At 44.5% G+C, this 24,383-nt stretch carries 17 protein-coding genes and 1 pseudogene; 3 read left to right on the top strand and 15 right to left on the bottom strand.

Going from position 1 to position 24,383, the window contains the following annotated elements:
• Positions 1-55: 55 nt before the first annotated feature.
• From murG to leuO, 15 genes and pseudogenes are all read right to left on the bottom strand, one after another.
• On the bottom strand, positions 56-1,141 hold the full coding sequence (murG, locus tag Xhom_RS11995; RefSeq protein ID WP_069316769.1) for an undecaprenyldiphospho-muramoylpentapeptide beta-N-acetylglucosaminyltransferase: 1,086 nt from the start codon (positions 1,139-1,141) through the stop codon (positions 56-58).
• Entirely contained in the window at positions 1,138-2,322 is a 1,185-nt protein-coding gene (ftsW, locus tag Xhom_RS11990) for a cell division protein FtsW (RefSeq protein ID WP_069316770.1), read from the bottom strand. Before ftsW ends, murG begins: the two co-directional genes overlap by 4 nt.
• Positions 2,322-3,632 (bottom strand): UDP-N-acetylmuramoyl-L-alanine--D-glutamate ligase, encoded by a 1,311-nt coding sequence (murD, locus tag Xhom_RS11985; RefSeq protein ID WP_069318477.1) that lies wholly within the window; start codon positions 3,630-3,632, stop codon positions 2,322-2,324. The genes ftsW and murD overlap by 1 nt, the downstream gene beginning before the upstream one ends.
• Before the next feature lie 17 nt (positions 3,633-3,649).
• Positions 3,650-4,732 carry a phospho-N-acetylmuramoyl-pentapeptide-transferase gene (gene mraY / locus Xhom_RS11980; RefSeq protein WP_069316771.1) on the bottom strand — a complete coding sequence of 361 codons (1,083 nt, stop codon included), beginning with the start codon at positions 4,730-4,732 and terminating at the stop codon, positions 3,650-3,652.
• A complete protein-coding gene (gene murF / locus Xhom_RS11975) occupies positions 4,726-6,111 on the bottom strand; it encodes a UDP-N-acetylmuramoyl-tripeptide--D-alanyl-D-alanine ligase (RefSeq protein ID WP_069316772.1) in 1,386 nt (461 codons plus the stop codon). Before murF ends, mraY begins: the two co-directional genes overlap by 7 nt.
• Positions 6,108-7,595, bottom strand: a complete 1,488-nt coding sequence (gene murE / locus Xhom_RS11970; RefSeq protein ID WP_069316773.1) for a UDP-N-acetylmuramoyl-L-alanyl-D-glutamate--2,6-diaminopimelate ligase — start codon at positions 7,593-7,595, stop codon at positions 6,108-6,110. Before murE ends, murF begins: the two co-directional genes overlap by 4 nt.
• Positions 7,582-9,361, bottom strand: a pseudogene (locus Xhom_RS11965) (peptidoglycan glycosyltransferase FtsI). Before Xhom_RS11965 ends, murE begins: the two are co-directional and overlap by 14 nt.
• A gap of 27 nt (positions 9,362-9,388) precedes the next feature.
• The gene (gene ftsL / locus Xhom_RS11960; RefSeq protein ID WP_084023143.1) at positions 9,389-9,709 is read right to left on the bottom strand and encodes a cell division protein FtsL; all 321 of its coding nucleotides are present in this window, start codon (positions 9,707-9,709) and stop codon (positions 9,389-9,391) included.
• Positions 9,706-10,650, bottom strand: coding sequence for a 16S rRNA (cytosine(1402)-N(4))-methyltransferase RsmH (gene rsmH, locus Xhom_RS11955; RefSeq protein WP_069316776.1), 945 nt, complete (start codon positions 10,648-10,650; stop codon positions 9,706-9,708). The genes ftsL and rsmH overlap by 4 nt, the downstream gene beginning before the upstream one ends.
• Before the next feature lie 2 nt (positions 10,651-10,652).
• A complete protein-coding gene (gene mraZ / locus Xhom_RS11950) occupies positions 10,653-11,111 on the bottom strand; it encodes a division/cell wall cluster transcriptional repressor MraZ (RefSeq protein WP_069316777.1) in 459 nt (152 codons plus the stop codon).
• A gap of 648 nt (positions 11,112-11,759) precedes the next feature.
• Entirely contained in the window at positions 11,760-12,767 is a 1,008-nt protein-coding gene (gene cra / locus Xhom_RS11945) for a catabolite repressor/activator (protein WP_069316778.1), read from the bottom strand.
• A gap of 86 nt (positions 12,768-12,853) precedes the next feature.
• On the bottom strand, positions 12,854-13,345 hold the full coding sequence (gene ilvN / locus Xhom_RS11940) for an acetolactate synthase small subunit (RefSeq protein WP_069316779.1): 492 nt from the start codon (positions 13,343-13,345) through the stop codon (positions 12,854-12,856).
• Between the two features lie 2 nt (positions 13,346-13,347).
• On the bottom strand, positions 13,348-15,075 hold the full coding sequence (gene ilvI, locus Xhom_RS11935) for an acetolactate synthase 3 large subunit (protein ID WP_069316780.1): 1,728 nt from the start codon (positions 15,073-15,075) through the stop codon (positions 13,348-13,350).
• A 225-nt stretch (positions 15,076-15,300) separates the two neighbouring features.
• Positions 15,301-17,100 (bottom strand): AMP-dependent synthetase/ligase, encoded by a 1,800-nt coding sequence (locus Xhom_RS11930; RefSeq protein ID WP_418384925.1) that lies wholly within the window; start codon positions 17,098-17,100, stop codon positions 15,301-15,303.
• A gap of 386 nt (positions 17,101-17,486) precedes the next feature.
• Positions 17,487-18,443 carry a transcriptional regulator LeuO gene (gene leuO / locus Xhom_RS11925; RefSeq protein ID WP_069316782.1) on the bottom strand — a complete coding sequence of 319 codons (957 nt, stop codon included), beginning with the start codon at positions 18,441-18,443 and terminating at the stop codon, positions 17,487-17,489.
• A gap of 1,087 nt (positions 18,444-19,530) precedes the next feature.
• On the opposite strand from leuO, the gene leuA reads away from it, so the two are divergent.
• From leuA to sgrR, 3 genes are all read left to right on the top strand, one after another.
• On the top strand, positions 19,531-21,120 hold the full coding sequence (leuA, locus tag Xhom_RS11920) for a 2-isopropylmalate synthase (RefSeq protein WP_069316783.1): 1,590 nt from the start codon (positions 19,531-19,533) through the stop codon (positions 21,118-21,120).
• Positions 21,121-21,122: 2 nt separating this feature from the next.
• Positions 21,123-22,280: a 3-isopropylmalate dehydrogenase gene (gene leuB, locus Xhom_RS11915; RefSeq protein ID WP_071933874.1), complete on the top strand. Its 1,158-nt coding sequence runs from the start codon at positions 21,123-21,125 to the stop codon at positions 22,278-22,280.
• 176 nt (positions 22,281-22,456) lie between these two features.
• Positions 22,457-24,124 (top strand): HTH-type transcriptional regulator SgrR, encoded by a 1,668-nt coding sequence (sgrR, locus tag Xhom_RS11910; protein WP_069316784.1) that lies wholly within the window; start codon positions 22,457-22,459, stop codon positions 24,122-24,124.
• The last annotated feature ends 259 nt before the right edge of the window (positions 24,125-24,383 follow it).

Genomic DNA, 24,383 nt, shown 5'->3' with positions numbered 1-24,383 from the left:
TTTTAATCTTCACTCGTTATGTTTACGTCACCGTTCTACTTTTTTCACCAGAAAACTATTTAGAACGGCCTGAATGATTTTCAACAGCCTCGATCAACGCGGCTGCCACACGCTCGGTTGCATTTATGATAGCGACTGAGCGTGCCTTTTCTGCCATTTCCAGCAGTTGTGGTCGTTGCCACTGAATTAATAAATCTGCTACTGCATCAGCCGTAAATTCTGGTTGCTCAAATATCTTGGCTGCTCCGGCTTTTTCCAATGGCAATGCATTCCAATATTGCTGGCGATCTTTATGCTGAAACGGAACAAAGATCGCAGGCAGGCCTGCGGCAGACACCTCGCTTACTGTTAATGCGCCAGAACGACACACGACAATGTCTGCCCACGCATAGGCCTGTGCCATATCATCAATGAATTCAGTCACTTTAAATTGAGAATTGACGGATCTTTCATACCTGTTCTGCGTTTCTTCCTGAGCGCCCTTTCCAGACTGGTGCCATACTGTGGCTTTATCACCCAGACGAGCAGCAACTTCTGGCATGGTGTGATTTAAAATTCTAGCCCCCTGACTGCCTCCGACGACCAATATCCGGATAGGGCCTTCACGCTCTCTCAGACGCTGCGCTGGCACAGGTAACGCCAACACATCTTCCCGTACAGGGTTGCCAACAACCGGCGCTTTAGGGAATGCCCCAGGAAATGCTTGTAAAACTGTTTTGGCGATTTTAGCCAACCAACGGTTGGTCAGCCCCGCAATTCCATTTTGCTCGTGGAGTACAACCGGAATGCCACACAACCATGCAGCCACTCCACCCGGCCCGGAAACATATCCTCCCATTCCCAGCACGACATCCGGCTGATAACGACGCATGATAGCTTTTGCCTGCCGAATGGCCTTAAAAATTCTAATGGGGGCGGCAAGCAACGCTTTTATTCCTTTGCCCCGCAGCCCTGAAATTTGAATAAATTCGATATCAATGCCATGCTTCGGAACCAAGTCTGCTTCCATACGATCAGCGGTTCCCAACCAGCGAATATCCCACCCCTGCTCTTTTAAATGATGGGCAACCGCCAGTCCGGGGAAAACATGGCCTCCCGTACCCCCTGCCATCACCATTAAACGCCGGTTTTTGCCACTCATTTAGAGCTCCTTCCGAACGCCTGCGCTTTTGTCAGACGCACTTCATAATCAATTCGCAATAACAGGACGATGGCCGTCGACATCACAATCAGACTTGAGCCACCGTAACTTACAAGAGGTAATGTCAAACCTTTCGTCGGCAACATACCTGCCGCAGCCCCGACATTAATAAACGCCTGAAAACTAAACCAGATGCCAATTGAACAGGCCAGAAAACCAGCAAATCGTTGATCAAGCTGTAGTGCCCTGCGGCCAATCATCATTGCACGGAAAGCGACGAAGAATACCATTGCCAACACTAAAACCACACCGAAATAACCTAACTCTTCGGCGAGAATGGAGAAAATAAAGTCAGTATGAGCTTCGGGTAGATATTCCAATTTCTGAACTGAATTTCCCAGACCTTGCCCGAAGAAATCACCTCGACCAAATGCCATTAGTGACTGAGTTAACTGATACCCACTGCCAAAAGGATCGTCCCACGGATTCAAAAAAGAGGTCACCCTACGCATACGATAAGGCTCAACAATGATCAGCACGCAAACTGAAAATATTCCGCAACTAATGATGGCAAGGAACTGCCACAATTTTGCTCCCGCCAGAAACAGGAGTGCTAGTGTTGTCACAAATAATACAATCACTGTTCCCAAATCAGGCTGTGCCAACAACAGGATAGCCAGAGCAATCATGACCCCCATCGGTTTGCCAAATCCCCAGAAATTATTTCTTACTTCTTCTACTTTTCTAACCAGATAGCTAGAGATGTAACAAAAAAGTGACAGTTTCGATAATTCGGCGGGCTGAATGCGTAATGGGCCAATCGCTACCCATCGAGATGCTCCATTAACCGAGCTCCCCACAAACAACACCACGACAAGCATCATGATTGTGCCCAATAGCATGACGTTACTGTAACGTTGCCAGAATGCCATTGGAATACGCAGGGTAATCAATGACAAGACAAATGACAGAAGCAAGTAAACTGCATCACGTTGCGCAAAAATAAATGGGTTTTGAGCAAGGCGCTGACCTACTGGCATTGAAGCTGATGTCACCATGACAAAGCCAATCACTGCTAACCCCAATATCATCCAGACCAGGGTACGATCATACATAACGGTATCTGTTTCCACATTACCCGTCAGCCAATTTTTAAATTTACCAAGGCCTGGAATGGTCATCAGCCTAACTCCTCTGCCAACCGGGCAAATTCACGACCACGATGTTCAAAACCGTTGAACTGATCAAAGCTCGCACAAGCTGGTGACAGAAGCACCATATCGCCAGCAACCAGCTTCAAGGCAATTTCTCTCATCGCCTGTTCCATGGTTTCTGTCAATGTTGAGATTTCAGGACGCAGTTGCGCTAGCTGTTCCCCATCACGACCGAAACAGTAAAGGCGAATGTTGTTCCCCGATAGGTAAGGTTTCAGCGGGGTAAAATTCGCCGCTTTTCCATCTCCACCCAATAAAAGATAAAGAGTACCTTCCATTTTCAAGCCACTGAGTGCCGCTTGGGTGCTGCCAACATTGGTCGACTTAGAATCATTCACCCAGAAAACATCATTTCTCATATGAACCACCTGAAAACGGTGTTCCAGCCCAGAGTAAGTACGTAATGCCTGGAGGCTGGCTTCCTGAGGGATACCTACCGCATCCGCCAGTGCCAACGCAGCCAGTCCATTGGTGTAATTATGTTGCCCTGCCAGACGGATCTCATTAGTTGACAACAATCGTTGATCATGAACCATCAGTTGCAAACTCTGGCTATTGAGCTGGTAGTCTCCAACATCGACACCAAAACTGATGCAACGGCTATCTTTCCCTGTCGTCGGTAATGTCAGTGCATCTTGCTCATTCACTACACAGACTTTTGCCTGCTCGTAAATACGCAGTTTCGCCGCTCGATATTGTGACAACCCTTCAGGGTAACGAACCATATGGTCTTCAGTGACATTTAGCACTGTCGCTGCCGCTGCTTTCAGACTATAAGTGGTTTCAAGCTGGAAACTGGAAAGCTCCAATACATACAATTGGCAAGGCTGCTTCAACAATTCCAATGCGGGTACACCGATATTTCCACCCACACCAACCTGCCATCCCGCCTCTTTGGCTATCTCTCCCACCAAACTGGTGACCGTACTTTTACCATTCGAACCGGTGATCGCCACAATCGGAGCCTTTGCTTCACGACAAAACAATTCAATATCACCGACGATTTCAATACCCGCATCTGCCGCAGCTTTAAGCTCAGGCGTTGCCAATGCAACGCCCGGACTGGCAACGATTAAATCGGCATCCATTAACCACGTTTCATTCAGGTTGCCAGTGTGGCACTCAACGCCATCGGGCAGTTGATAGCTGTCCGGCAACACCGAACGGGTATCCATGACACGCGGAATGACTCCGCGTGTCATGAAAAAGTCAACACAGGAAAGGCCAGTCAGCCCTAATCCGACAATGACGATTTTTTTATCCCTGTATTGAGTCATGCATAGCTCAGCCATGATTAACGTACCTTCAGAGTTGCCAGACCAATCAACACCAATATCAAGGAGATGATCCAGAAACGCACAATAACGCGTGGCTCTGGCCAACCTTTCAATTCATAGTGATGGTGGATCGGCGCCATGCGGAAAATTCGCTGACCTCGCAACTTAAATGATCCAACCTGCAAAATGACCGACAAAGTTTCCACCACAAATACGCCGCCCATGATGATTAACAGGAATTCCTGGCGCAGCAATACAGCAATGGTGCCTAATGCTCCGCCCAAAGCCAATGAACCAACATCCCCCATAAATACTTGCGCTGGATAAGTGTTGAACCATAAGAAGCCCAATCCAGCACCGACAATCGCAGTACTGACAATAGCCAATTCACCTGCATGAGCGATAAAAGGGAGATGCAGGTAGCTGGCAAACTTCACGTTACCCGTTGCCCACGCCACCAATGCAAAGCCTGCTGCAACCAGTACGGTTGGCATGATAGCCAAACCGTCCAACCCATCAGTCAGGTTCACTGCATTACTGGTTCCAACAATCACAAAATAGGTCAGCAAAATGTACAGCAACCCTAACTGTGGCATGACTTCTTTGAAGAATGGCACCACCAATTGTGTTGCGGGGGTATCTTTACCCAGGCTATACATCGTAAACGCCACCCCAAGAGCCAGAACGGATTGCCAGAAATATTTCCAACGTGCAATCAGCCCTTTGGTATCTTTGCGAACCACTTTACGGTAGTCATCTACAAACCCGACAATGCCATAACCCAGCAATACCACCAGTACACACCAAACATATGGGTTTTCCAGATTCGCCCACAGCAAGACAGTAATCGTGATAGAGAACAGGATCAGCAAGCCGCCCATCGTTGGTGTCCCACGTTTACTGAAGTGAGATTCCGGGCCATCATTGCGCACAACCTGACCAATTTGTAATTTTTGCAGATAAGCAATCAGTGTTGGCCCCATCCATAACGCAATGAACAGTGCAGTCAACAAGCCGACGATGGCTCTGAACGTCAGATAAGAAAAGACGTGAAAACCTGAGTGATACTTAACCAGATACTCGGCTAGCCAAACTAACATTGGAAGTTCTCCTTCAGTGCGTTCACTACCTCTTCCATCGCGGTACTACGTGAACCTTTAATTAATATGGAAATCATTTCGTGCTGTTCCAGTAAAGAAAGCAGCTCTGCAACTAATTCAGTCTTGTTCGCGCAATGTTGCCCTCGCCCACTCGTGTCACTGATATGGATGCTCATAGCCCCGACACTGAATACCTTATCTATGCTTGTGGATGCCACGGCCTGACCAACTTCTCGATGGCACTCAATCGCCCGCTCTCCCAACTCACCCATATCACCGACAACCATCACTCGATAACCGGGCATTTGCGACAAAACATTTGCCGCTGCAATCATGGAGCCAGTGTTAGCGTTATAAGTGTCGTCCAACACTAGTTTCCCTTCTGCAAGATAAATGGGAAATAAACGTCCTGAAACAGCCTTTAATTCCGATAATCCAACACGAATATCCTCCAATGATGCCCCAACAGAAATTGCTAGCGCACTGGCAGCCAACGCATTAGCAATATTATGTTTTCCCGGCAGCGGCAGTGTCAGTTTGATCTTCCCAATGGGAGTATGGAGACAAAAGTGCGTTGCCAGAGGTTGTTCCAAAATGTCGGTCGCGTAAAAATCAGCACCAGCCGTTGTGGATGAAATGGAAAAACGCCATACCGTTTGCTGATTGCTAATGCTGTGCTGCCAATTATCCCAGTCATTACTATCCAGATTGATAATGGCAGTTCCAGTTGGATCAAGCCCTTCAAAGATCTCACCTTTTGCCTTGGCTACCCCAGCTAAAGAGCCAAACCCTTCCAGATGAGCAGAAAACAGGTTATTAACCAGCGCACTTTCAGGGCGAGTCATTTCGGTGGTATAGGCAATTTCACCAATGTGGTTGGCTCCCAATTCAATGACAGCAAACTGATGTTCATCAGTAAGCCTGAATAGCGTCAACGGTACACCGATGTCATTATTAAAATTGCCAGCGGTATAAAGGGTATTGCCGCACTGACACAAAATAGATGCGGTCATCTCTTTTACGGATGTTTTGCCTGATGAGCCAGTCAAAGCCACCACGCGCGCTTTACTTTGCCGACGAACCCAACCTGCCAATTTCCCCATCGCCAGACGGGTGCCTTCCACGACGACCTGAGGACAATCAACATCAAGACGACGGCTGACCAACAAAGCACCTGCGCCCTGCTGCGCAACATCAGCCGCGAAAGTGTGAGCGTCAAACATCTCCCCTTTTAAGGCAATGAACAAACTACCGTGTATGATTCTGCGGCTATCAGTTTCCACGGTATTAATCGGAAGCATAGCAGCCTGCTGTTCAGTAACGTGATATAGCGTTCCATTAGTTAACTGTGCCAGTTGCAGGAGTGTCAGCGGGATCATGCGATTACCCCTAACAAACGTGCAACGGTCAGGCGATCTGAATAATCCAAACGTCTGTTGCCGACTAATTGATAATCTTCATGGCCTTTGCCTGCCACCAGCACAACATCGTCTTCGGCAGCCTGCATAATGGCACTGGTAACAGCCTCAACACGCCCGTGAATAGTCATTGCCCGACCAGGATCAGCGAACCCTTCCAGAATATCCGCCACAATTGCCTGTGGTTCTTCACTACGGGGATTGTCATCAGTAACAACCACACGATCAGCGCCCTGTTCTGCCACACCGCCCATTAATGGGCGTTTGCCTTTATCACGATCCCCACCACAGCCAAACACACACCAGAGTTGCCCCTTACAGTGCAAACGAGCCGCAGACAGCGCTTTTTCCAAGGCATCAGGGGTATGGGCATAATCCACAACAACAGTAGGACGAACAGAAGATGAAAAAACTTCCATACGCCCACAAACGGGTTCCAGACAAGAAGCCGTTGCCAACAATTTTTCCAGTGGATATTCCAGCGTTAGTAAAGTCGCAAGTGCCACAAGCAAATTACTGACATTAAAGGCACCCATCAGAGGACTATTAATAGTTCCCTCTCCCCAACTGGAGTTAAATGTAATCGATGCGCCTCTGTCATGATAATGAACTTCGCTGGCTGATAACCAACGTCCCTGCCAATTTTCCGGCAGACGATTTTCCATCGTCACCGCGACAGCTTCCGGTAAACGAGACAACCATTTCTGTCCTACTGCATCATCCGCATTGATAATTTTCTGCTTCACATCGTGATTGCAGAACAGCATCCATTTGGCCTCTTCGTAATTATCCATATCACCATGATAATCAAGATGATCACGGCTTAAATTAGTAAAAGCGGCAGCTTGAAACGGTAACGCAGCCACTCTTCCCTGAACCAGCCCGTGTGAAGAGACTTCCATCGCAGCAAAAGTCGCGTTTTGATTAACCAGTTGTTGTAAATCAAGCTGGATATCAACGGCTGAGCCTGTGGTATTTTCACTTTGTACCACCATACCCAACAGACCATTTCCTACAGTGCCCATCACAGCACTGGTTTCGCCAAGCCCTTGGCTCCATTGTGCCAGTAGTTGTGTTGTTGTTGTTTTTCCGTTAGTTCCGGTCACCCCCACCAACTTCAGCTTATTGCCGGGATGCTGGTAAAATTCGCCAGCCAATTTTGATAATTTGTTATTTAAATCATCTAAATAGATAACGGATACACTATGCACTTTCTGCATAGTACCGCTATCCGCTTTTCCCTTCGCTTCTGCAATCACCGCAGCGACACCTTGAGCGATGGCTTGAGGAATATATTTTCGACCATCTGTTTGATGCCCTTTAACCGCAACAAACAGATCTCCGGCAGCCGCCTTACGGCTGTCCAATGTCATTTCGCGTAGCGGAAGCTCCGGTGTATCGACACCCCATGGAGCCAGTAAATCGCGTAAATTACGATCTGCCACTTTTATCCTCTTTATTTATTAATCACAAATTCGTTTTTATCATCCGTAGGCAATGCATCTGGCTCAACGTTCATCGTACGCAACACACCACTCATGATGGCTCCGAAGATAGGCGCTGAAACCGCACCACCATAATATTTACCTGCTTGTGGGTCATTGATGATCACAACCAGCGCAAACCGTGGATTACTCGCAGGCGCAACCCCTGCGGTGTAAGAAAGATACTTATTGACATATTTGCCATCCGGCCCGACTTTCTTTGCCGTACCGGTTTTAATTGCAATACGATAACCTTTTATCGCCGCCCGTACGCCACCACCACCCGGCAATGCCACACTTTCCATCATGTGCACGACTGTCCGCATTATATCTTCAGGAAAGACGCGGGTTCCCGGTACGGGAGGGTCAACTTTAGTAATTGAAAGAGGGCGATAAATGCCAAAACTACCTATCGTTGCATAGGCTCGCGCTAACTGTAACGGTGTTACCATCAGCCCGTAGCCGAAAGAAAAGGTGGCCCTATCAAGATCCGACCACCGTTGTTTATGTGTTGGAAATAAGCCACTGCTTTCTCCGACCAACCCCAAATTGGTCGGTTTTCCCATCCCAAAGCGTGAATAAACATTTACCAACTCTGAGGCGGGCATCGCTAACGCCAGCTTGGAAACACCAACGTTACTCGACTTCTGTAAAATTCCGGTGATAGTTAATTCAGGACGCGGAGCTACGTCTTTGATTTCGTGCCCCCTTGAACCATACGTTACACGATATGGTCTGGTATCCAACACCGTATTTTCTTTGACAATGCCACTATTCAGGGCGCTCATTACCACTAATGGTTTTATCGTGGAGCCAGGTTCAAAAATATCAGTGATAGCACGGTTACGCATCGCATCTTTCGGCGTTCCTGCCAAATTATTCGGGTTATAAGATGGACTGTTTGCCATCGCTAACACTTCACCCGTATTGACATCAACCAGTACGGCGGTTCCTGATTCAGCTTTGTTCAGTAAGACCGCTTTGGTCAATTCGCGATATACCAAAGTCTGGAGGCGCTCATCAATACTGAGCGATAGATCGTGGGCAGCCCTGCTATCTGTTGATGAGATATCTTCAATAACACGTCCTGTACGATCTTTACGCACGGTCCGGCTTCCCGGCATCCCTGTCAGCCAGCTATCAAAGCTTTTTTCAACGCCTTCAATTCCCTTACCATCAATATTCGTCACCCCAATGATGTGCGCGGTCACTTGACCTGCCGGATAATAACGGCGAGATTCTTGACGTAAATGGATGCCGGGTAGCTTCAGTTTCTCAACATAGTCACCGATGGAGGTATTCACTTGACGGGCAAGGTAAACAAAGCGCCCATTAGGATAGTCACTGATTTTTTTAGTGAGTTGCTCAAGCGGAATAGAAAGAGCATCAGCCAAAGCTTTCCAGCGGGTATCATCGGTGATCCCCCCTTTCTCAAACACTTCTTTGGGATCTGCCCAAACAGCGTCAACAGGTACACTGACAGCCAATGGACGCCCGTTGCGATCATTGATCATGCCACGGGCGGTTGGGATAGACTGAACGCGCAGGGAACGCGAGTCCCCTTCTTTAACTAAACGGTCAGGATTGATGATCTGCAAATAAGCAACACGAATCAAAAGCCCGATGACAGCAAGCCCAATGCCTCCACACAGCAAGGCAAAACGCCAGCTTACAAAACTTGCTTTATCTTCTTGCTTTTTCAACTTTAAAGAGCGTGCTGCTTTCATCGCCTACCTTTTGGTTGTCAACTGGACTCATTGTGTTATCACAATATTTTCTTTCGCTGGATCAACGTGTTGCATCTGCAAATTTTCAGTCGCAACCCTTTCAATTCGAGTGTGATCACCTAGAGCATTTTCTTCAAGGAGCAGGTTACGCCATTCAATATCCTGAGCATCAAGTTGAATCACCTGACGCTCTTTCTCAGCGGTTAATAGTCGGGTCTGATGCGTGACCGTCACAACGCTGATAGCAGAAACCACAACAGCTATCAGCAAAATCAGTGGGATTTTGGCATTACGGATTAAATCCCCGCCGATAACCCCGACTAAACCGTGACGTTCACCCGCCATTATTCAACCGCCTTTTCAGCAAATCGCAAAACCGAGCTTCGCGCCCTTGGGTTTGTGGCCACTTCATCCTCTGAGGGTTTCATTTTGCCAATAGATTTCAGAGTTCGTCCTCCCATCGTTTTTAACTGCGCTTCCGTGAGAGGCAGACCAACCGGAACCTGCGGCCCCTGACTATGTTGCCGGATAAAGCGTTTCACTATACGATCTTCCAACGAATGGAAACTGATGACAGATAATCGCCCCTGTGGTGCCAGAACGCGTAATGCACCATCTAATGCACGTTCGATCTCTTCCAGTTCACTGTTAATATAAATTCTGATAGCCTGAAAGCTGCGTGTTGCCGGATGTTTATGCTTTTCTTTAACGGGGCTTGCCTGAGCGATTAACTCTGCCAACTCCCGGGTTCGCGCCATCGGTTCTTCCTGATTGCGTGCCACAATGGCTCTCGCGATCCGCTTGGCAAAGCGTTCTTCACCAAATGTTTTCAGTACCCATGCGATATCATCTGCTTCAGCTTTCATCAACCATTCAGCGGCAGACTGCCCCCGGGTCGGGTCCATGCGCATATCCAATGGCCCATCGCGCATAAATGAAAACCCACGTTCAGGATCATCCAATTGTGGGGAAGACACGCCTAAATCCAGCAATACACCATCAATTTTACCCACTAGCCCCGCGTCTTCTACATAAGTTGCCAATTCCGAAAATGGCCCATGTATGATAGAGAAACGCTCATCTGTAATGGCTTTTGACGCTTCAATAGCTTGTGGGTCACGATCAATCGCTACTAAACGTCCGTTAGGCCCTAATTTCGACAAAATCAAGCGGGAGTGCCCTCCTCGCCCGAATGTCCCGTCTATATAAATTCCATCTTCTTGGATATTCAGTCCATTGACGGCTTCATCCAGTAATACACTGGTATGCTTTAAATGACTATTTGCCATGTTTATAGTGATAAATCCTGTAGCCTTGCTGATAAAGGTTCTTGTGTGGATTGTTCGGCTGCAATGTCACTTTGTACCTGCTGATACCAAACTTTCTCATCCCACAATTCAAATTTATTAAATTGCCCAACCAGCATGACCTCTTTTGTTAGCCCTGCGTGCTGACGCAGTGTGTTAGCTAATAAAAGACGCCCTGCACCATCCATTTGGCATTCACTGGCGTGTCCCAATAACAAACGTTGAACACGACGTTCGGCTGGATTCATGCTGGATAAGCGAGATAATTTTTCTTCGATGATTTCCCATTCGGGTAATGTATAAAGCAACAGACACGGTTGATGAAGATCAATGGTACAAACCATTTGACCTATTGATTCCTCATTAAGCGTTTCTCTATATCGGGCGGGTACAGTGAGTCGCCCTTTACTATCGAGATTAACCAGTGTTGCTCCACGAAACATACTCAGGTTACCCCTTGATGGCCCAAATCTCCACATTATCCCACAAATCACCACAATTAAGAGTTTACGGATGGTATGAAAACCTTGTCAAGCCAGAGCCCTAGCGCTTTAGCTAGATTTACAGAAAGATTAGAGGAAGAAAAAGAAGGATTTTTCAGTTCTGACTATACTAATAAGCGATAACACTATGATAATTTTGAATAATTTAAAAAAACAGAACAGTGTCTTATTAAGAGTAAAATTTAGGTCAAATAATTACCACTTAAATTAATTTATATAACCTATATCTCATAGTTGCCTAATTGTTAATCAACGTGAATCTATCAATAATAAAAATGTATTTAATACACAATAGTATAAAAAATAATAACCCCTTGAGATTCAGAATATCTCTTAGAAGCAAAAACAATTAGATATCAAATAAATAAAAAAAGTAGTTTCAATACAAAAATAAACCATGTAAACAATATGGTTTAAGTGGCAAGTTATTCACTTCGTTAATTTCGATAACACATTATCGATTTTAGCGGTCATAAAATTCTGTTTAGCAGAGTTTTTGTCGGAATAGTCTTAAAATCATACCTACAAATGTATTTCAATGATTTTAATGGTGAGAACAGCACCCTCATCTTTAATGAGGGCACTCGATCAGGATTTTCGGCTCAACTTGCCACGACGGCATAAATGACGACGCATTCGGGTTATTCCCGGATCTGGTCGCTTTTTCTCATCTAAACTGGCTAATACCAGCTCAAGAGCACGTTCAGCAACATCACGATGGCGCTGTGCCACCGACAAGACAGGACATTCGAGGAAATCAAGCAATTCATGATCGCCAAATGTAGCAATAATAAGCTGACTCGGTAAGTGACCACTGCGTTTCAGGATGGTATCCATAACCCCCTGAAGCAACGCGAACGAAGTGGTATACAAAGCCTGAGGAATTGGGTTCGCTTCCAACCACGAAGAAAAAATTTCTGCCGCTGCTTCACGCTCATAGCTATTCGCGTATAAATAGGTCACTTCCCGTGGATCATGCTCCCACGCTTCACGGAAACCCTGTTCACGCAGAAAACTGACTGATAATTCAGGCAATGCGCCCAAATAAAGTACAGATTCGGAAGGAAATTGACGCAATTCCTGTGCCAACATTTTCGCATCTTCAAGATCATCACCCACAACGCTGATAAAATGCTCACTGTCCAGAGCACGGTCAAGCGCAATAATTGGTAATGAACGATTTGCCCAACGTTGGTAGAAAGGATGCTCAGGAGGCAAGGCCGTGGAAACGATGATAGCATCAACTTGGCGTTGCAGAAGGTGCTCAACACAACGCATTTCATTATCAGGTTGATCTTCAGAACATGCGATCAACAGTTGGTATCCACGCTGCCGCGCCTGACGTTCAAGATAATTGGCAATGCGAGTGTAACTCGTATTTTCCAAATCGGGTATGACTAAACCAATTGAACGGGTACGCCCTGCCCGAAGACCGGCAGCAACAGCATTGGGATGGTAGTTATGTTCCCTGACCACCGCCATGACTTTTTCTACTGTTTTATCACTAACCCGGTACTGCTTGGCTTTACCGTTGATGACATAACTGGCCGTAGTACGTGAAACACCTGCTAAGCGGGCGATCTCATCCAGTTTCACATTAACCCCTCAGTAAGATGATGAAAGCCCTACTTTACAGCAGGGCTCAGTAAATATCTGTATTTTAACCCGCAGATTACGATTTTTCATCGCATAATTTTATCTCCGCGGGAGACACCAACAATGCCTGAACGTGCTACTTCAACAATTTCAGCTACATCTCTCACAGAATCAAGGAAAGCATCCAGTTTTTCACTCGTCCCCACTAACTGCACAGTATAGAGTGTTGATGTAACATCAACGATCTGCCCACGAAAAATATCTGTGCTGCGCTTAATTTCTTCCCGGCCATATCCATTGGCTTGCAATTTCACCAGCATAATTTCACGTTCAACATGAGCACCCGCCGTTAATTCACTGACTCGCAGCACATCCACCAGCTTATGCAGTTGCTTCTCAATTTGCTCCAGTACCTTGGCATCACCTTTGGTCTGAATAGTCATGCGTGACAATGTTGGATCTTCTGTCGGAGCGACTGTCAGGCTTTCGATGTTATAACCCCGTTGGGAAAACAGGCCAACCACGCGGGATAATGCTCCCGATTCGTTTTCAAGTAATACAGACAAAATCCGGCGCATGTTCAGGTCCTCTCTGTTTTGCTTAACCACATCTCATCCATTGCGCCCCCTCGAATCTGCATTGGATAAACATGTTCTGTTTCATCAACGGTTACATCCACGAAAACCAAACGATGGTTTTCATTAACTTCATGCAAAGCTTGGAGCAGTTTCGACTCCAACTCTTCATAAGTTTCGATAGGAATACCAATATGACCATAAGCCTCTGCCAATTTGACGAAATCAGGCAGAGATTCCATGTAGGATTGAGAGTGACGACCTGCGTATATCATGTCCTGCCATTGTTTTACCATCCCCAAAAAGCGGTTGTTCAGGTTCAGTACCAAAACAGGCAAACCATATTGCAAAGCAGTGGACAATTCTTGAATATTCATTTGAATACTGCCATCACCCGTCACACACACAACGGTAGCGTCGGGTTTTGCCAACTTCACACCAAGTGCAGCTGGCAGGCCAAACCCCATGGTTCCTAAACCACCGGAATTGATCCAACGTCTCGGCTTATCAAATGGATAATGCAGAGCTGCAAACATCTGATGCTGACCAACATCTGATGCGATATAGGCTTCCCCCTCGGTTAGACGGTAAAGCGTTTCAATCACAGCCTGTGGCTTGATTTTCACTGTGGTGCGGTCGTAATCGAGGCACTTGCGACTACGCCACTGTTCGATAGCAAGCCACCAATCTTTCAGTGCATCAGGATCTTGGGTATCGGGCGTGAAGTCCAGTAACTCCAACATCTGATTGAGTACCTGTTTGGCATCCCCAACGATGGGAATATCCGCTGCCACCGTTTTTGAAATTGAAGTAGGGTCGATATCAATATGCAGTACAGTCGCTTCTGGACAATATTTTTCCAAATTATTGGTTGTACGATCATCAAAGCGCACTCCCACAGCAAAAATCACATCGGAGTTGTGCATAGCTTTATTGGCTTCAAAAGTGCCATGCATACCCAGCATCCCCAAACTTTGCCGATGAGTAGCAGGAAATGCCCCCAATCCCATTAATGTGCTAACAACCGGAATGTGAAAACGTTCCGCCAGCTTCAACAACTCTACTGAACACGCCGAATTGATAACGCCGCCGCCGACATAAAAGACCGGTTTTTTCGCATCCATTAAGGTTTTTAACACTCGCTTAATTTGCCCCTTGTGCCCCTGAATAGTGGGGTTGTAAGAACGCATATTAATTTTTTCAGGGTAGACGTACGGAAATTTCAATGCCGGATTAACGGTATCTTTTGGAAAGTCGATAACAACAGGCCCAGGGCGCCCGCTAGCGGCTAAATAAAAAGCTTTTTTAATCGTACTTGGAATATCTTCTGCTTTTTTCACCAAAAAACTATGTTTCACGATGGGGCGAGATATCCCCACCATATCACACTCCTGAAAAGCATCATTGCCGATCAGAGAACTGGCAACCTGACCTGACAGAACCACCATAGGAATTGAATCCATGTATGCCGTTGCAATTCCTGTGATAGCATTCGTTGCTCCTGGCCCGGATGTCACCAAAACAACCCCGACTTTTCCCGTAGAACGGGCATAACCATCTGCCATATGAACAGCACCCTGTTCATGACGAACCAGAATATGTTCAATTCCTCCAACCGTATGCAGAGCATCGTAAATATCCAATACGGCTCCACCCGGATAACCGAACACATGTTCAACGCCCTGATCGATTAACGATCTGACGACCATTTCGGCTCCTGACAACGTCTCCATCGAGTTTGCCTCCAGGCTCTGTTTGCAAGTTAATCATCAGAATTTCATAAAGCTATCATCAATAATAACTTTATTTATTCCATTTATTATTTATAGAGTGAATCATTGGCTAACGCTATTTTATAGCGCTAAGTTAATCAACATAACGTTAGATACAAGTGTTAGCAAACATCAATTCACATACTGGAAACATTTTTTTAATGGAACGTCAATCGTTAGTTGCCTTTAATTTCGATACATGGATTCAATTTCGTTCTGATAACGCTGTGAAATAATTTTACGACGCAGTTTTAATGTCGGCGTTAGCTCTCCGTTCTCCATGGAAAAAGCTTCAGGCAAAAGAATAAATCGTTTCACTTGATGGAATTTAGCAATGTTTTTCTGCATTTCTTGCAAGCGATTTTCGAACAATTCAATAATTTGATGGTGTTGCAATAACTCAAAACGATCCTGGTAATAGAGATTTATCGATTTTGCATACTCCTCCAATGCTTCATAACTGGGAACAATCAGCGCAGAAACAAATTGGCGGGCATCAGCAATAACGGCAATATGTTCAATAAATCTATCCTGTCCTAATACACCTTCAATCATTTGAGGAGCGATATATTTTCCTGTTGATGTTTTCATCAAATCTTTCAAGCGTTCAGTGATAAATAAATTGCCGTTATCATCCAATCCTCCGGCATCTCCCGTTTTCAACCAACCATCCTCAGTAAAAGCATGGACAGTTTCCTCCGGGCGGTTGAAATAACCTTTCATCACGATAGGACCTCGCACCTGAATCTCACTCTCAGTACTGATACGGATTTCAATACAAGGCAACGGCGTACCAATTGAACCTAAAAGATAATTTTTTTCTTCCCAGCAAGATACCGTGGCACACGTTTCTGTCATTCCGTAGCCATATTTAATATTAAGGCCAATCGACAGAAAGAAACGAGTAATAGCATCGTCAAGGCGTGCTCCAGCCACAGGTAAAAACCGTACTCGCCCTCCCAATAGATTGCGGAGCTTGTGCAACACCAATTTGTCAGCTAAGTAGTAGCTACAACGCGTGAATGGGCAACCTTTTTTATTTTGCTGTTGGCGCATCCAGCGGCTTTCTCCCCGCTTTAATGCCCAATTAAAAATCATTCTACGCAAAAAAGGAGCCTGAGAGACTTTCGTCAAGATTGCACTATGCATTTTTTCATACAAACGGGGAACAGAGCACATGACTGTTGGACGGACGTCAGCCATCGCCTCACGGACAAAATTAGTGTCTGTTAAATAAACGTTCAATGCTCCCGTGTGCATGACATAATAGCTCCACGCCCGCTCGAAAATATGAGATAGCGGCAGAAAACTGAGCGAGACATCTTGTCTGGTCAATGTCAATCTTTGGTCATGTAGGTAAAGCTGTGAAGCGATATTCTGATAATCCAACATCACTCCCTTTGGCTCTCCTGTCGTACCAGAGGTATAAATTAAGGTGAAGAGATCATTCAAATCCTGATCGGCAATGCGATTATCAAGTTCTGACTGATATTGTTCATGCCCATTCGCAATGAAGGTAGATAAATACAGAGCCTGTGGACACGCCTTTAAATCAACCGACTCATCCAGAACAATAAGATGAGTGAGTTGAGGACACAGTTCAATGAGTGTCATTGCAATGTCATATTGTTCCTGCTCACCAACGAACAACACCTGTACCCCTGCATCATTGAGGATGAAGGCAGCTTGTTCACGGGTACTGGTCGCATAAAGCGGTACTGTCACAGCCCTGATTTGAAGAATAGCGAAATCAGCCAATGACCATGCCATGCAATTTTGCGCAAAAATGCCGATCTTCCCCTGAACTTCCACTCCCAATGACAGCAATGCTTTTGCCACAGATTTAGTTATGCTATCGACCTCTCGCCAACTCATTTCGAGCTGTTCAGTTGGCGACCATTGCCGAAATGCAATTGTTTCTGGATATTCATTGGCTTGCTGCTGCAATCGGTTAACCAAGTGATAGGAATGCAGAGAGTCTGTTATCACAATATATTCCTGTGTAAATATTCAGTTCAGCGTATTCAGCAAGCATACTGCCCACTTTTCAGCTTACAGATGTTAGCTATTTTCGCGCAGTCTACCCATTCCTACTAGGAGGGGGAAGCCCATTTTAAGATTTCGTCCTATGAATGAGGGAATATTTACAGTATTTATCGAAGAATGATTGATAAGCAGAAATAAATGTTGCGATGAGCCTGTATTAATACTTGATTTTAGCGAGCGCCTATTGGATAGGCGCTTATTTCATACGTTTTGTTTACCTTGCATATTTCAAGTACCTCGTTATTGGTTTCGCTCATTCCTCCAATTACATAGTCAGCCATGTTTCTGTGGATTCATTCACTTACCGACGCGATGCAACTCGAAATTTATTGGGTATATTCTTGTTCACCAAAGTTGCTCAGTAAGGATTTCATCCACTGATGGCCTTTATCTCGGTCTGTTGAACTGTGCCATATCAAATAGCAAGGACGAGAAACTTGACCATTCGGCAAAGGTACTGAACGAATACTTAACTGTTCGGAGTAATGATCAACCATCCATTTGGGTACGATGGCAACTAAATAAGTCTGAGATACGATATTCAGAACACTATTTAAATCTGTTCCCTGATAAGAGACAGAGCGCAACAATTCATTACTTTCATAGTAAGGACGACTGAATGAATAAGTATTATCCAAAGCAACAATAGCATGCCTTTCTTCCTGCAATTGCTGCTGAGAAATTCCCTTACCAATTCTAGGATGATGGTCGGATACTGCCAGAACCAGTTCATCATTAAACAGAGGGTAATTATAAAAATCAGAATTATCTAATTGGGTATAACTGATAACAAATTCTATTTCCTGATATTTTAATTGCTTCTCAATATCATCACTAATTTGTGTTTTAATGACAACTTCAATATTAGAAGAATATTTTTTTATTTGACCAACAATTTGAGCAGCTAAACGAATATCAAGCGGACTACAAATAGAAAGATTAAATACCCTTTTGCTACTATTGGGATCAAACCCGACTCCGGGCAATTCATTATGAACGATTTGCAGTGCCTGCCTGAGAGGCCCAAAGAGCTGTTTTGCTCTCGCCGTTGGCTGAATCCCCCGGCCATAACGGACAAATAATTCATCATCAAACATCGTCTTCAAACGTGCTACCGCATTACTGACAGCCGGTTGCGACATACCCAATGCCTGAGCCGCGCGTGTAATATTCTGCATTTGCATTACGGCATCAAAAACGGTAAGCAAATTAAGATCTACACTACGTAATTGAACATCGCATGATTGTTTTTTTCCTGTAGTTACTGAGTTGTATTCAGTCATTATTTCACTCCACTAAACTTATAGCAGTGATCTCATTAAATGATGGAATATTAGTGGCTTCCAAATGCAACATTTAGACACCAGAAACACTCTTATCAATTAATAAGATCAATTACCCCAATTCTTGGGAAAATAAATTGAGATCTATCCTTGTACAAAAAATAAATATGCATAACCAATGCATTATTATCTACGTAACCGTAATATTTTTATAAGCATGAATATTAATGCGTTATATATGAATAGAAAATAACTCAACTTACACTAAAGACTTATGCCCAAAACAATCAGCCAATAATGACAGATCGAAGAGTGGGAAAAATTCATAATAAAATAGCTGCATTCCAACGAATTATCAGAATTTTCTATTAATATAGTTTACTAGAAACATTAATTATAAATTAATTTTTCTAATATATTGGGATGCAATTTATTAATATTCTATATGGTTATGATTTATTAACTTCGAAACGCTGTAGTTAACACCCATTTTATCCTTGTTCCTTAGAACTGATACCCTTCATCTTTCAAATTGCCTCTTTGTCGGCCGCGAGCGCTTACCTTCGCCACGATGAAACTACAACTCCATTGGGTATATCAGTGTATAACCGTGTTAAAACAATCGCACAAAAACGACTGTATAAAACAGCAGACATCACATTTATTATCCATCAGAGCCGGATTTTACTCCATATATAGATACAAAAAATAGATAAAAACATCGCTAAAAATGTAAAAAATAGTCACCATATCCAATCGATGATTAATTCATCACTAACAGTAAGTATCATTCACTCTTGGTCTATACTTCTACTGCTTGACATTGTTTTTCATATAACGTATCAATAAATGCACGAACAGTTAAAACACAGTCAACAAATTTACAAAGGTTTTCTTACATGACTTACTCCATTCGCCTACTAAACCTACTACTAATCGCCTTCAAGATGCGGGGTATGTGGGTGGGGAAAAACTGAGTTAAGTTAACCTTCATCAGAAACAAAAAAACCCGCGCCGTACGCGGGTTTTTTTATACCGGCTCGGCGCTCAAAAATAAACACCATTGCCTATTTGACAGGAGCACAACATGAGCCAGCAAGTTATTATATTCGATACCACACTGCGGGATGGAGAGCAGGCATTACAAGCCAGTCTGAGTGTGAAAGAAAAACTGCAAATCGCTTATGCACTGGAAAGGCTGGGAGTTGATGTTATTGAAGCCGGTTTTCCAGTTTCTTCCCCTGGTGATTTTGAATCTGTCCAAACCATCGCCCGTGAAATCAAAAATAGTCGCATCTGTGCTTTATCCCGCTGTGTTGATAACGACATTGATGTCGCCGCAGAAGCCCTGAAAGTCGCAGAAGCCTTCCGCCTTCACATGGTATTGGCTACCTCCAATCTGCATGTCGAGCACAAATTAAAAAGAACCTTTGATGATGTTGTCGAAATGGCCGTTCGTTCCATTAAGCGGGCACGCAACTACACCGATGACGTCGAATTTTCCTGTGAAGATGCTGGCCGCACAAATATTGATAACTTGTGCCGAATTGTCGAACAAGCAATCAAGGCCGGTGCTACCACCATCAATGTTCCCGATACCGTTGGTTACACAACGCCTTATCAATTTGGCGGTATTATCAGCACATTATTTGATCGCGTCCCTAATATTGATAAAGCCATTATTTCTGTCCATTGCCATGACGATTTAGGTATGTCTGTCGCTAACTCCATTACAGCAGTTCAAGCGGGAGCACGACAGATCGAAGGCACTATCAACGGATTGGGAGAACGCGCAGGTAACTGTTCGTTGGAAGAAGTGATCATGACTATCAAAACACGCCAGCAAATGTTGGGGGTTCATACCAATATCAACCATAAGGAAATTTATCGTACCTGCCAATTGGTGAGCCAAATTTGCCACACCCCAATCCCTGCCCATAAAGCGGTTATTGGCAGTAACGCGTTTGCCCATTCATCCGGCATTCATCAGGACGGCATCCTGAAAAACCGCGAAACTTACGAAATCATGACGCCAGAATCCATCGGCCTGAAAGATACTCAGTTGAATCTGACGTCACGCTCTGGTCGTGCAGCCGTAAAACATCGCATGACAGAAATGGGTTATCTGGAAAATGACTACGATTTAGATTCTTTGTATCAAGCATTCTTGAAATTGGCAGACAAAAAAGGACAAGTGTTTGATTACGATTTAGAAGCACTGGTGTTCATCAATCAACAACAGCAAGAACATGAACATTATCGTCTGGATTATTTCAGCATCCAGTCCGGCACCAACATCGTATCTACTGCAACCGTTCGTCTGGCCTGCGGGGATGAAACCAAATCAGAAGCCTCGACTGGTAACGGTACTGTTGATGCAATCTATCAGGCCATTAACCGAATTACAGGTTATCCACTTAATTTAATTTCCTACCAATTATCCGGTAAGGGACATGGAAAAGATGCACTCGGTCAGGTTGATATTATTGTGGAATGTTTTGGTCGCCGTTTCCATGGAATGGGATTGGAAACAGATATTGTTGAATCCTCCGCCAGAGCTATGATCCACGTACTGAATAGTATCTGGCAGGCAGAACAAGTAGACAAAGAAAAACAGCGTATATATCAGAATAATAGTCAGGATCATGACCAGAACAACACAAAGGAAACTGTATAACCATGTCTTCACACAAAGCAACCTCAAACCATACTATTTCAAACCAGCAGGAATCTGGTAACTGTTACGTTGCACACATTGCAGTTTTGCCCGGTGATGGCATTGGCCCTGAAGTCATGAAACAAGCCTACAAGGTGTTGAATGCTATCCGTCATCGCTTCAATATCCGTATCACAACGAGTGAATACGATGTAGGAGGAATTGCTATAGACCGTCATGGCTCTCCTTTGCCCCAAGAAACGATTGCAGGTTGTGAAAAAGCCGATGCAATCCTGTTTGGTTCCGTGGGTGGCCCAAAATGGGAACATCTTCCTCCCGCAGAACAACCAGAACGAGGGGCATTATTACCATTGCGCAAGCATTTCAAACTGTTCAGTAACTTGCGTCCAGCCCGTTTATACGCAAGTCTCGAATCTTTTTGCCCACTTCGCCATGATATCGCCGCAAAAGGTTTTGATATTTTATGCGTCCGTGAACTGACTGGCGGCATCTATTTTGGACAACCCAAAGGACGTGAAGGCGAAGGGAAATATGAACGTGCTTTTGATACAGAAGTCTATCACCGTTTTGAAATAGAACGGATCGCCCGCATTGCGTTTGAATCAGCCCGCCAACGCCGCTATAAAGTGACTTCTATTGATAAAGCGAACGTTTTGCAAAGTTCAGTGTTATGGCGGGAAGTTGTTAGCGAAATGGCCAAAGGTTATCCTGACGTTGAAATCAATCACATGTATATCGATAACGCCACCATGCAATTGATCAAAGAACCTGCTCAGTTTGATGTGCTGTTGTGCTCCAATATTTTTGGCGATATTCTATCCGACGAGTGTGCCATGATCACTGGTTCAATGGGAATGTTGCCTTCCGCCAGCCTGAATGAAAAAGGATTTGGTTTATATGAGCCAGCAGGTGGTTCAGCCCCAGATATCGCAGGCAAAAACATCGCCAATCCGATAGCCCAAATTTTATCCATCGCACTGTTGTTACGTTATAGCCTTGGGCACAGTGACGCAGCCAGCGCCATTGAACAAGCCATCAACCATGCTTTGGAACAGGGTTATCGTACTGCGGATTTAGCGGGTAATAACAAGGCGGTCAGTACTGACGAAATGGGTGATATCATTGCACGTTATATCACCGAAGAAATTTATTCCTGCTGATATCTCCAACGAAAAAGGCCAGTAAGTTACCTTACTGGCTAGCAAAAATACCATTACTCAAAAATCGGGAGTCAGTGAGAAAAATTCTCTCTTCTGAACTACTTTAATTCCGATTCATTATCGGCTTAATATAAGGAAATAAAAATTGATGAAAAAATCAGTGGAGTTCCTCTTTTATGCCGACCCCTCGCTTGCAGCAACAATTCATTCGCTTATGGCAACATTATCAGGATCAAGGTAAAAAGACTGAAACCACCTTACAATCACTCGCCGATATTCTCCATTGCTCACGTCGTCACGTTCGTTCTTTACTGAACAAGATGCAGCAAGTCGGTTGGTTACAATGGCATGCAGAGGCAGGACGAGGAAAACGTTCCCAACTGCATTTCCTTCGCAGTGGGTTGGAGCTTCAACAACAACGCGCAGAAGAGTTATTCGAACAGGAAAATATTGATCAGCTTGTTCACATGATGGGAGATAAAGACGCTGTTCGCCAAATGGTGCTATCACAGCTTGAGCGCAATTTCAGGCAAGGAAAAAACACCTTACGCATCATTTATTACCGTCCATTCCCCAACTTATTGCCCAGCACACCGCTTAGACGTTCAGAAATTCATCTCATCCGCCAAATTTTCAATGGATTACTCCGTATAAATGAGGAAAAAGAGGAAGTTGAAAGTGATCTGGCCCATCACTGGCAAAAAATAACTGATGAGCACTGGCGCTTTTACTTACGTCCCACCATCTATTTTCATCATGGTCGGGAGCTACAAATGAGCGATATCATAAGCTCATTGGAACACCTAAAAACGCTTCCGCTTTTTTCCCATATCAAAGAGAGCATTTCTAACATCCCCTATGTTGTTGATATTTTTCTTCACGAAGCCGATTCTCGATTTGATTTTCTGATGGGAAGCCCACATGCCATGATTTTACCGAAGGAATGGCGAACCCTGCCAAATTTCTCTCGCAATCCCATCGGGACGGGGCCTTACCAAGTCGTAGCCAATGATGCACGAAAACTCAACATCAAAGCATTTGACCATTATTTTGGCTTCCGGGCATTGCTTGATGAAGTGAATATCTGGATACATCCAGAACTGACGGAAAAGTTGGTTTGTACCACTTTACATCTGGAAAGCGATGATAGCAGCAACAACTCATTGGATAGCAGAATGGAAGAAGGTTGCTATTTTCTACTTAACGATCACCGCTCTCCCAAATGCGCACGGGAAGATGTCCGTGACTGGCTCTGTAGCTTACTGACTCCCATCAATTTACTTGCTCATTGTGCGCCGTTCTACCAACGTCATTGGTCACCCGCTTACGGACTATTACTGCGCTGGCATCACAGCAAACTGGTATCGCCAAGACCGAAACCGAAAGACATCACAACGCTTACGGCAACGCTCTATCACCAACATCACGAATATCATACGATAAGCCAGATCCTGCAAATCATTCTGGCTAAATATGACGTGGAATTGAAGATCAAAATTGTCGATTACAATACGTGGTTCAATGGCGATACTGAAAGCGATATTTGGCTGGCGACAGCCAATTTTTACAAGCCATTGGAGTTTTCACTGTTTGCTACTCTCTATGAAATGCCGCTATTGAAAAAGTGTTTGGGCGATGACTTAACACAAGAAGCGTCTCTATGGAGAAAGAACAAACTATCGGTTGAAGAGTGGTGTGAAAACGTCATTGATCAACACTGGTTGCACCCATTATTCCACCATTGGCTCGAATTACAGGGTCAGCGCAGTATGAGAGGTGTAAAAATGAATACATTCGGCTGGTTTGATTTTAAATCTGCGTGGTTTACACCTCCAGAAGGATAATTCACAGAAAAAGCCAAAGTTATAAACATTTTTTGTCTGGCTACAGCCATTTTATTCACGTTTTCTGTGGATATGTATGTGAAAAAGTAAGGGGTAAAACGGGTATACTTTTTTTGTGTGTTTTATCATACTCGATAAGATAAAATAAATACTCATTAATTTTCATTATCTTAATACATTTACACCCCTTCTTGGTAATATATATGACTCATCAAATTCACCCACTTTGTTCACGCTGAGCAAATATCAACCAATGGTT

It is taken from the genome of Xenorhabdus hominickii (assembly GCF_002632725.1).
GTDB classification, from domain to species: domain Bacteria; phylum Pseudomonadota; class Gammaproteobacteria; order Enterobacterales; family Enterobacteriaceae; genus Xenorhabdus; species Xenorhabdus hominickii.
The sequence above is the reverse complement of the archived record's forward strand: the minus strand, read 5'-3'. Positions and strand labels throughout refer to the sequence as shown.

Bases quoted from the DNA above. Each gene is read 5' to 3' on its own strand.
- murG (WP_069316769.1), bottom strand. From the start codon at position 1,141: ATGAGTGGCAAAAACCGGCGTTTAATGGTGATGGCAGGGGGTACGGGA.
- ftsW (WP_069316770.1), bottom strand. From the start codon at position 2,322: ATGACCATTCCAGGCCTTGGTAAATTTAAAAATTGGCTGACGGGTAAT.
- murD (WP_069318477.1), bottom strand. From the start codon at position 3,632: ATGACTCAATACAGGGATAAAAAAATCGTCATTGTCGGATTAGGGCTG.
- mraY (WP_069316771.1), bottom strand. From the start codon at position 4,732: ATGTTAGTTTGGCTAGCCGAGTATCTGGTTAAGTATCACTCAGGTTTT.
- murF (WP_069316772.1), bottom strand. From the start codon at position 6,111: ATGATCCCGCTGACACTCCTGCAACTGGCACAGTTAACTAATGGAACG.
- rsmH (WP_069316776.1), bottom strand. From the start codon at position 10,650: ATGGCAAATAGTCATTTAAAGCATACCAGTGTATTACTGGATGAAGCC.
- mraZ (WP_069316777.1), bottom strand. From the start codon at position 11,111: ATGTTTCGTGGAGCAACACTGGTTAATCTCGATAGTAAAGGGCGACTC.
- ilvN (WP_069316779.1), bottom strand. From the start codon at position 13,345: ATGCGCCGGATTTTGTCTGTATTACTTGAAAACGAATCGGGAGCATTA.
- ilvI (WP_069316780.1), bottom strand. From the start codon at position 15,075: ATGGAGACGTTGTCAGGAGCCGAAATGGTCGTCAGATCGTTAATCGAT.
- leuO (WP_069316782.1), bottom strand. From the start codon at position 18,443: ATGACTGAATACAACTCAGTAACTACAGGAAAAAAACAATCATGCGAT.
- leuA (WP_069316783.1), top strand. From the start codon at position 19,531: ATGAGCCAGCAAGTTATTATATTCGATACCACACTGCGGGATGGAGAG.
- leuB (WP_071933874.1), top strand. From the start codon at position 21,123: ATGTCTTCACACAAAGCAACCTCAAACCATACTATTTCAAACCAGCAG.
- sgrR (WP_069316784.1), top strand. From the start codon at position 22,457: ATGCCGACCCCTCGCTTGCAGCAACAATTCATTCGCTTATGGCAACAT.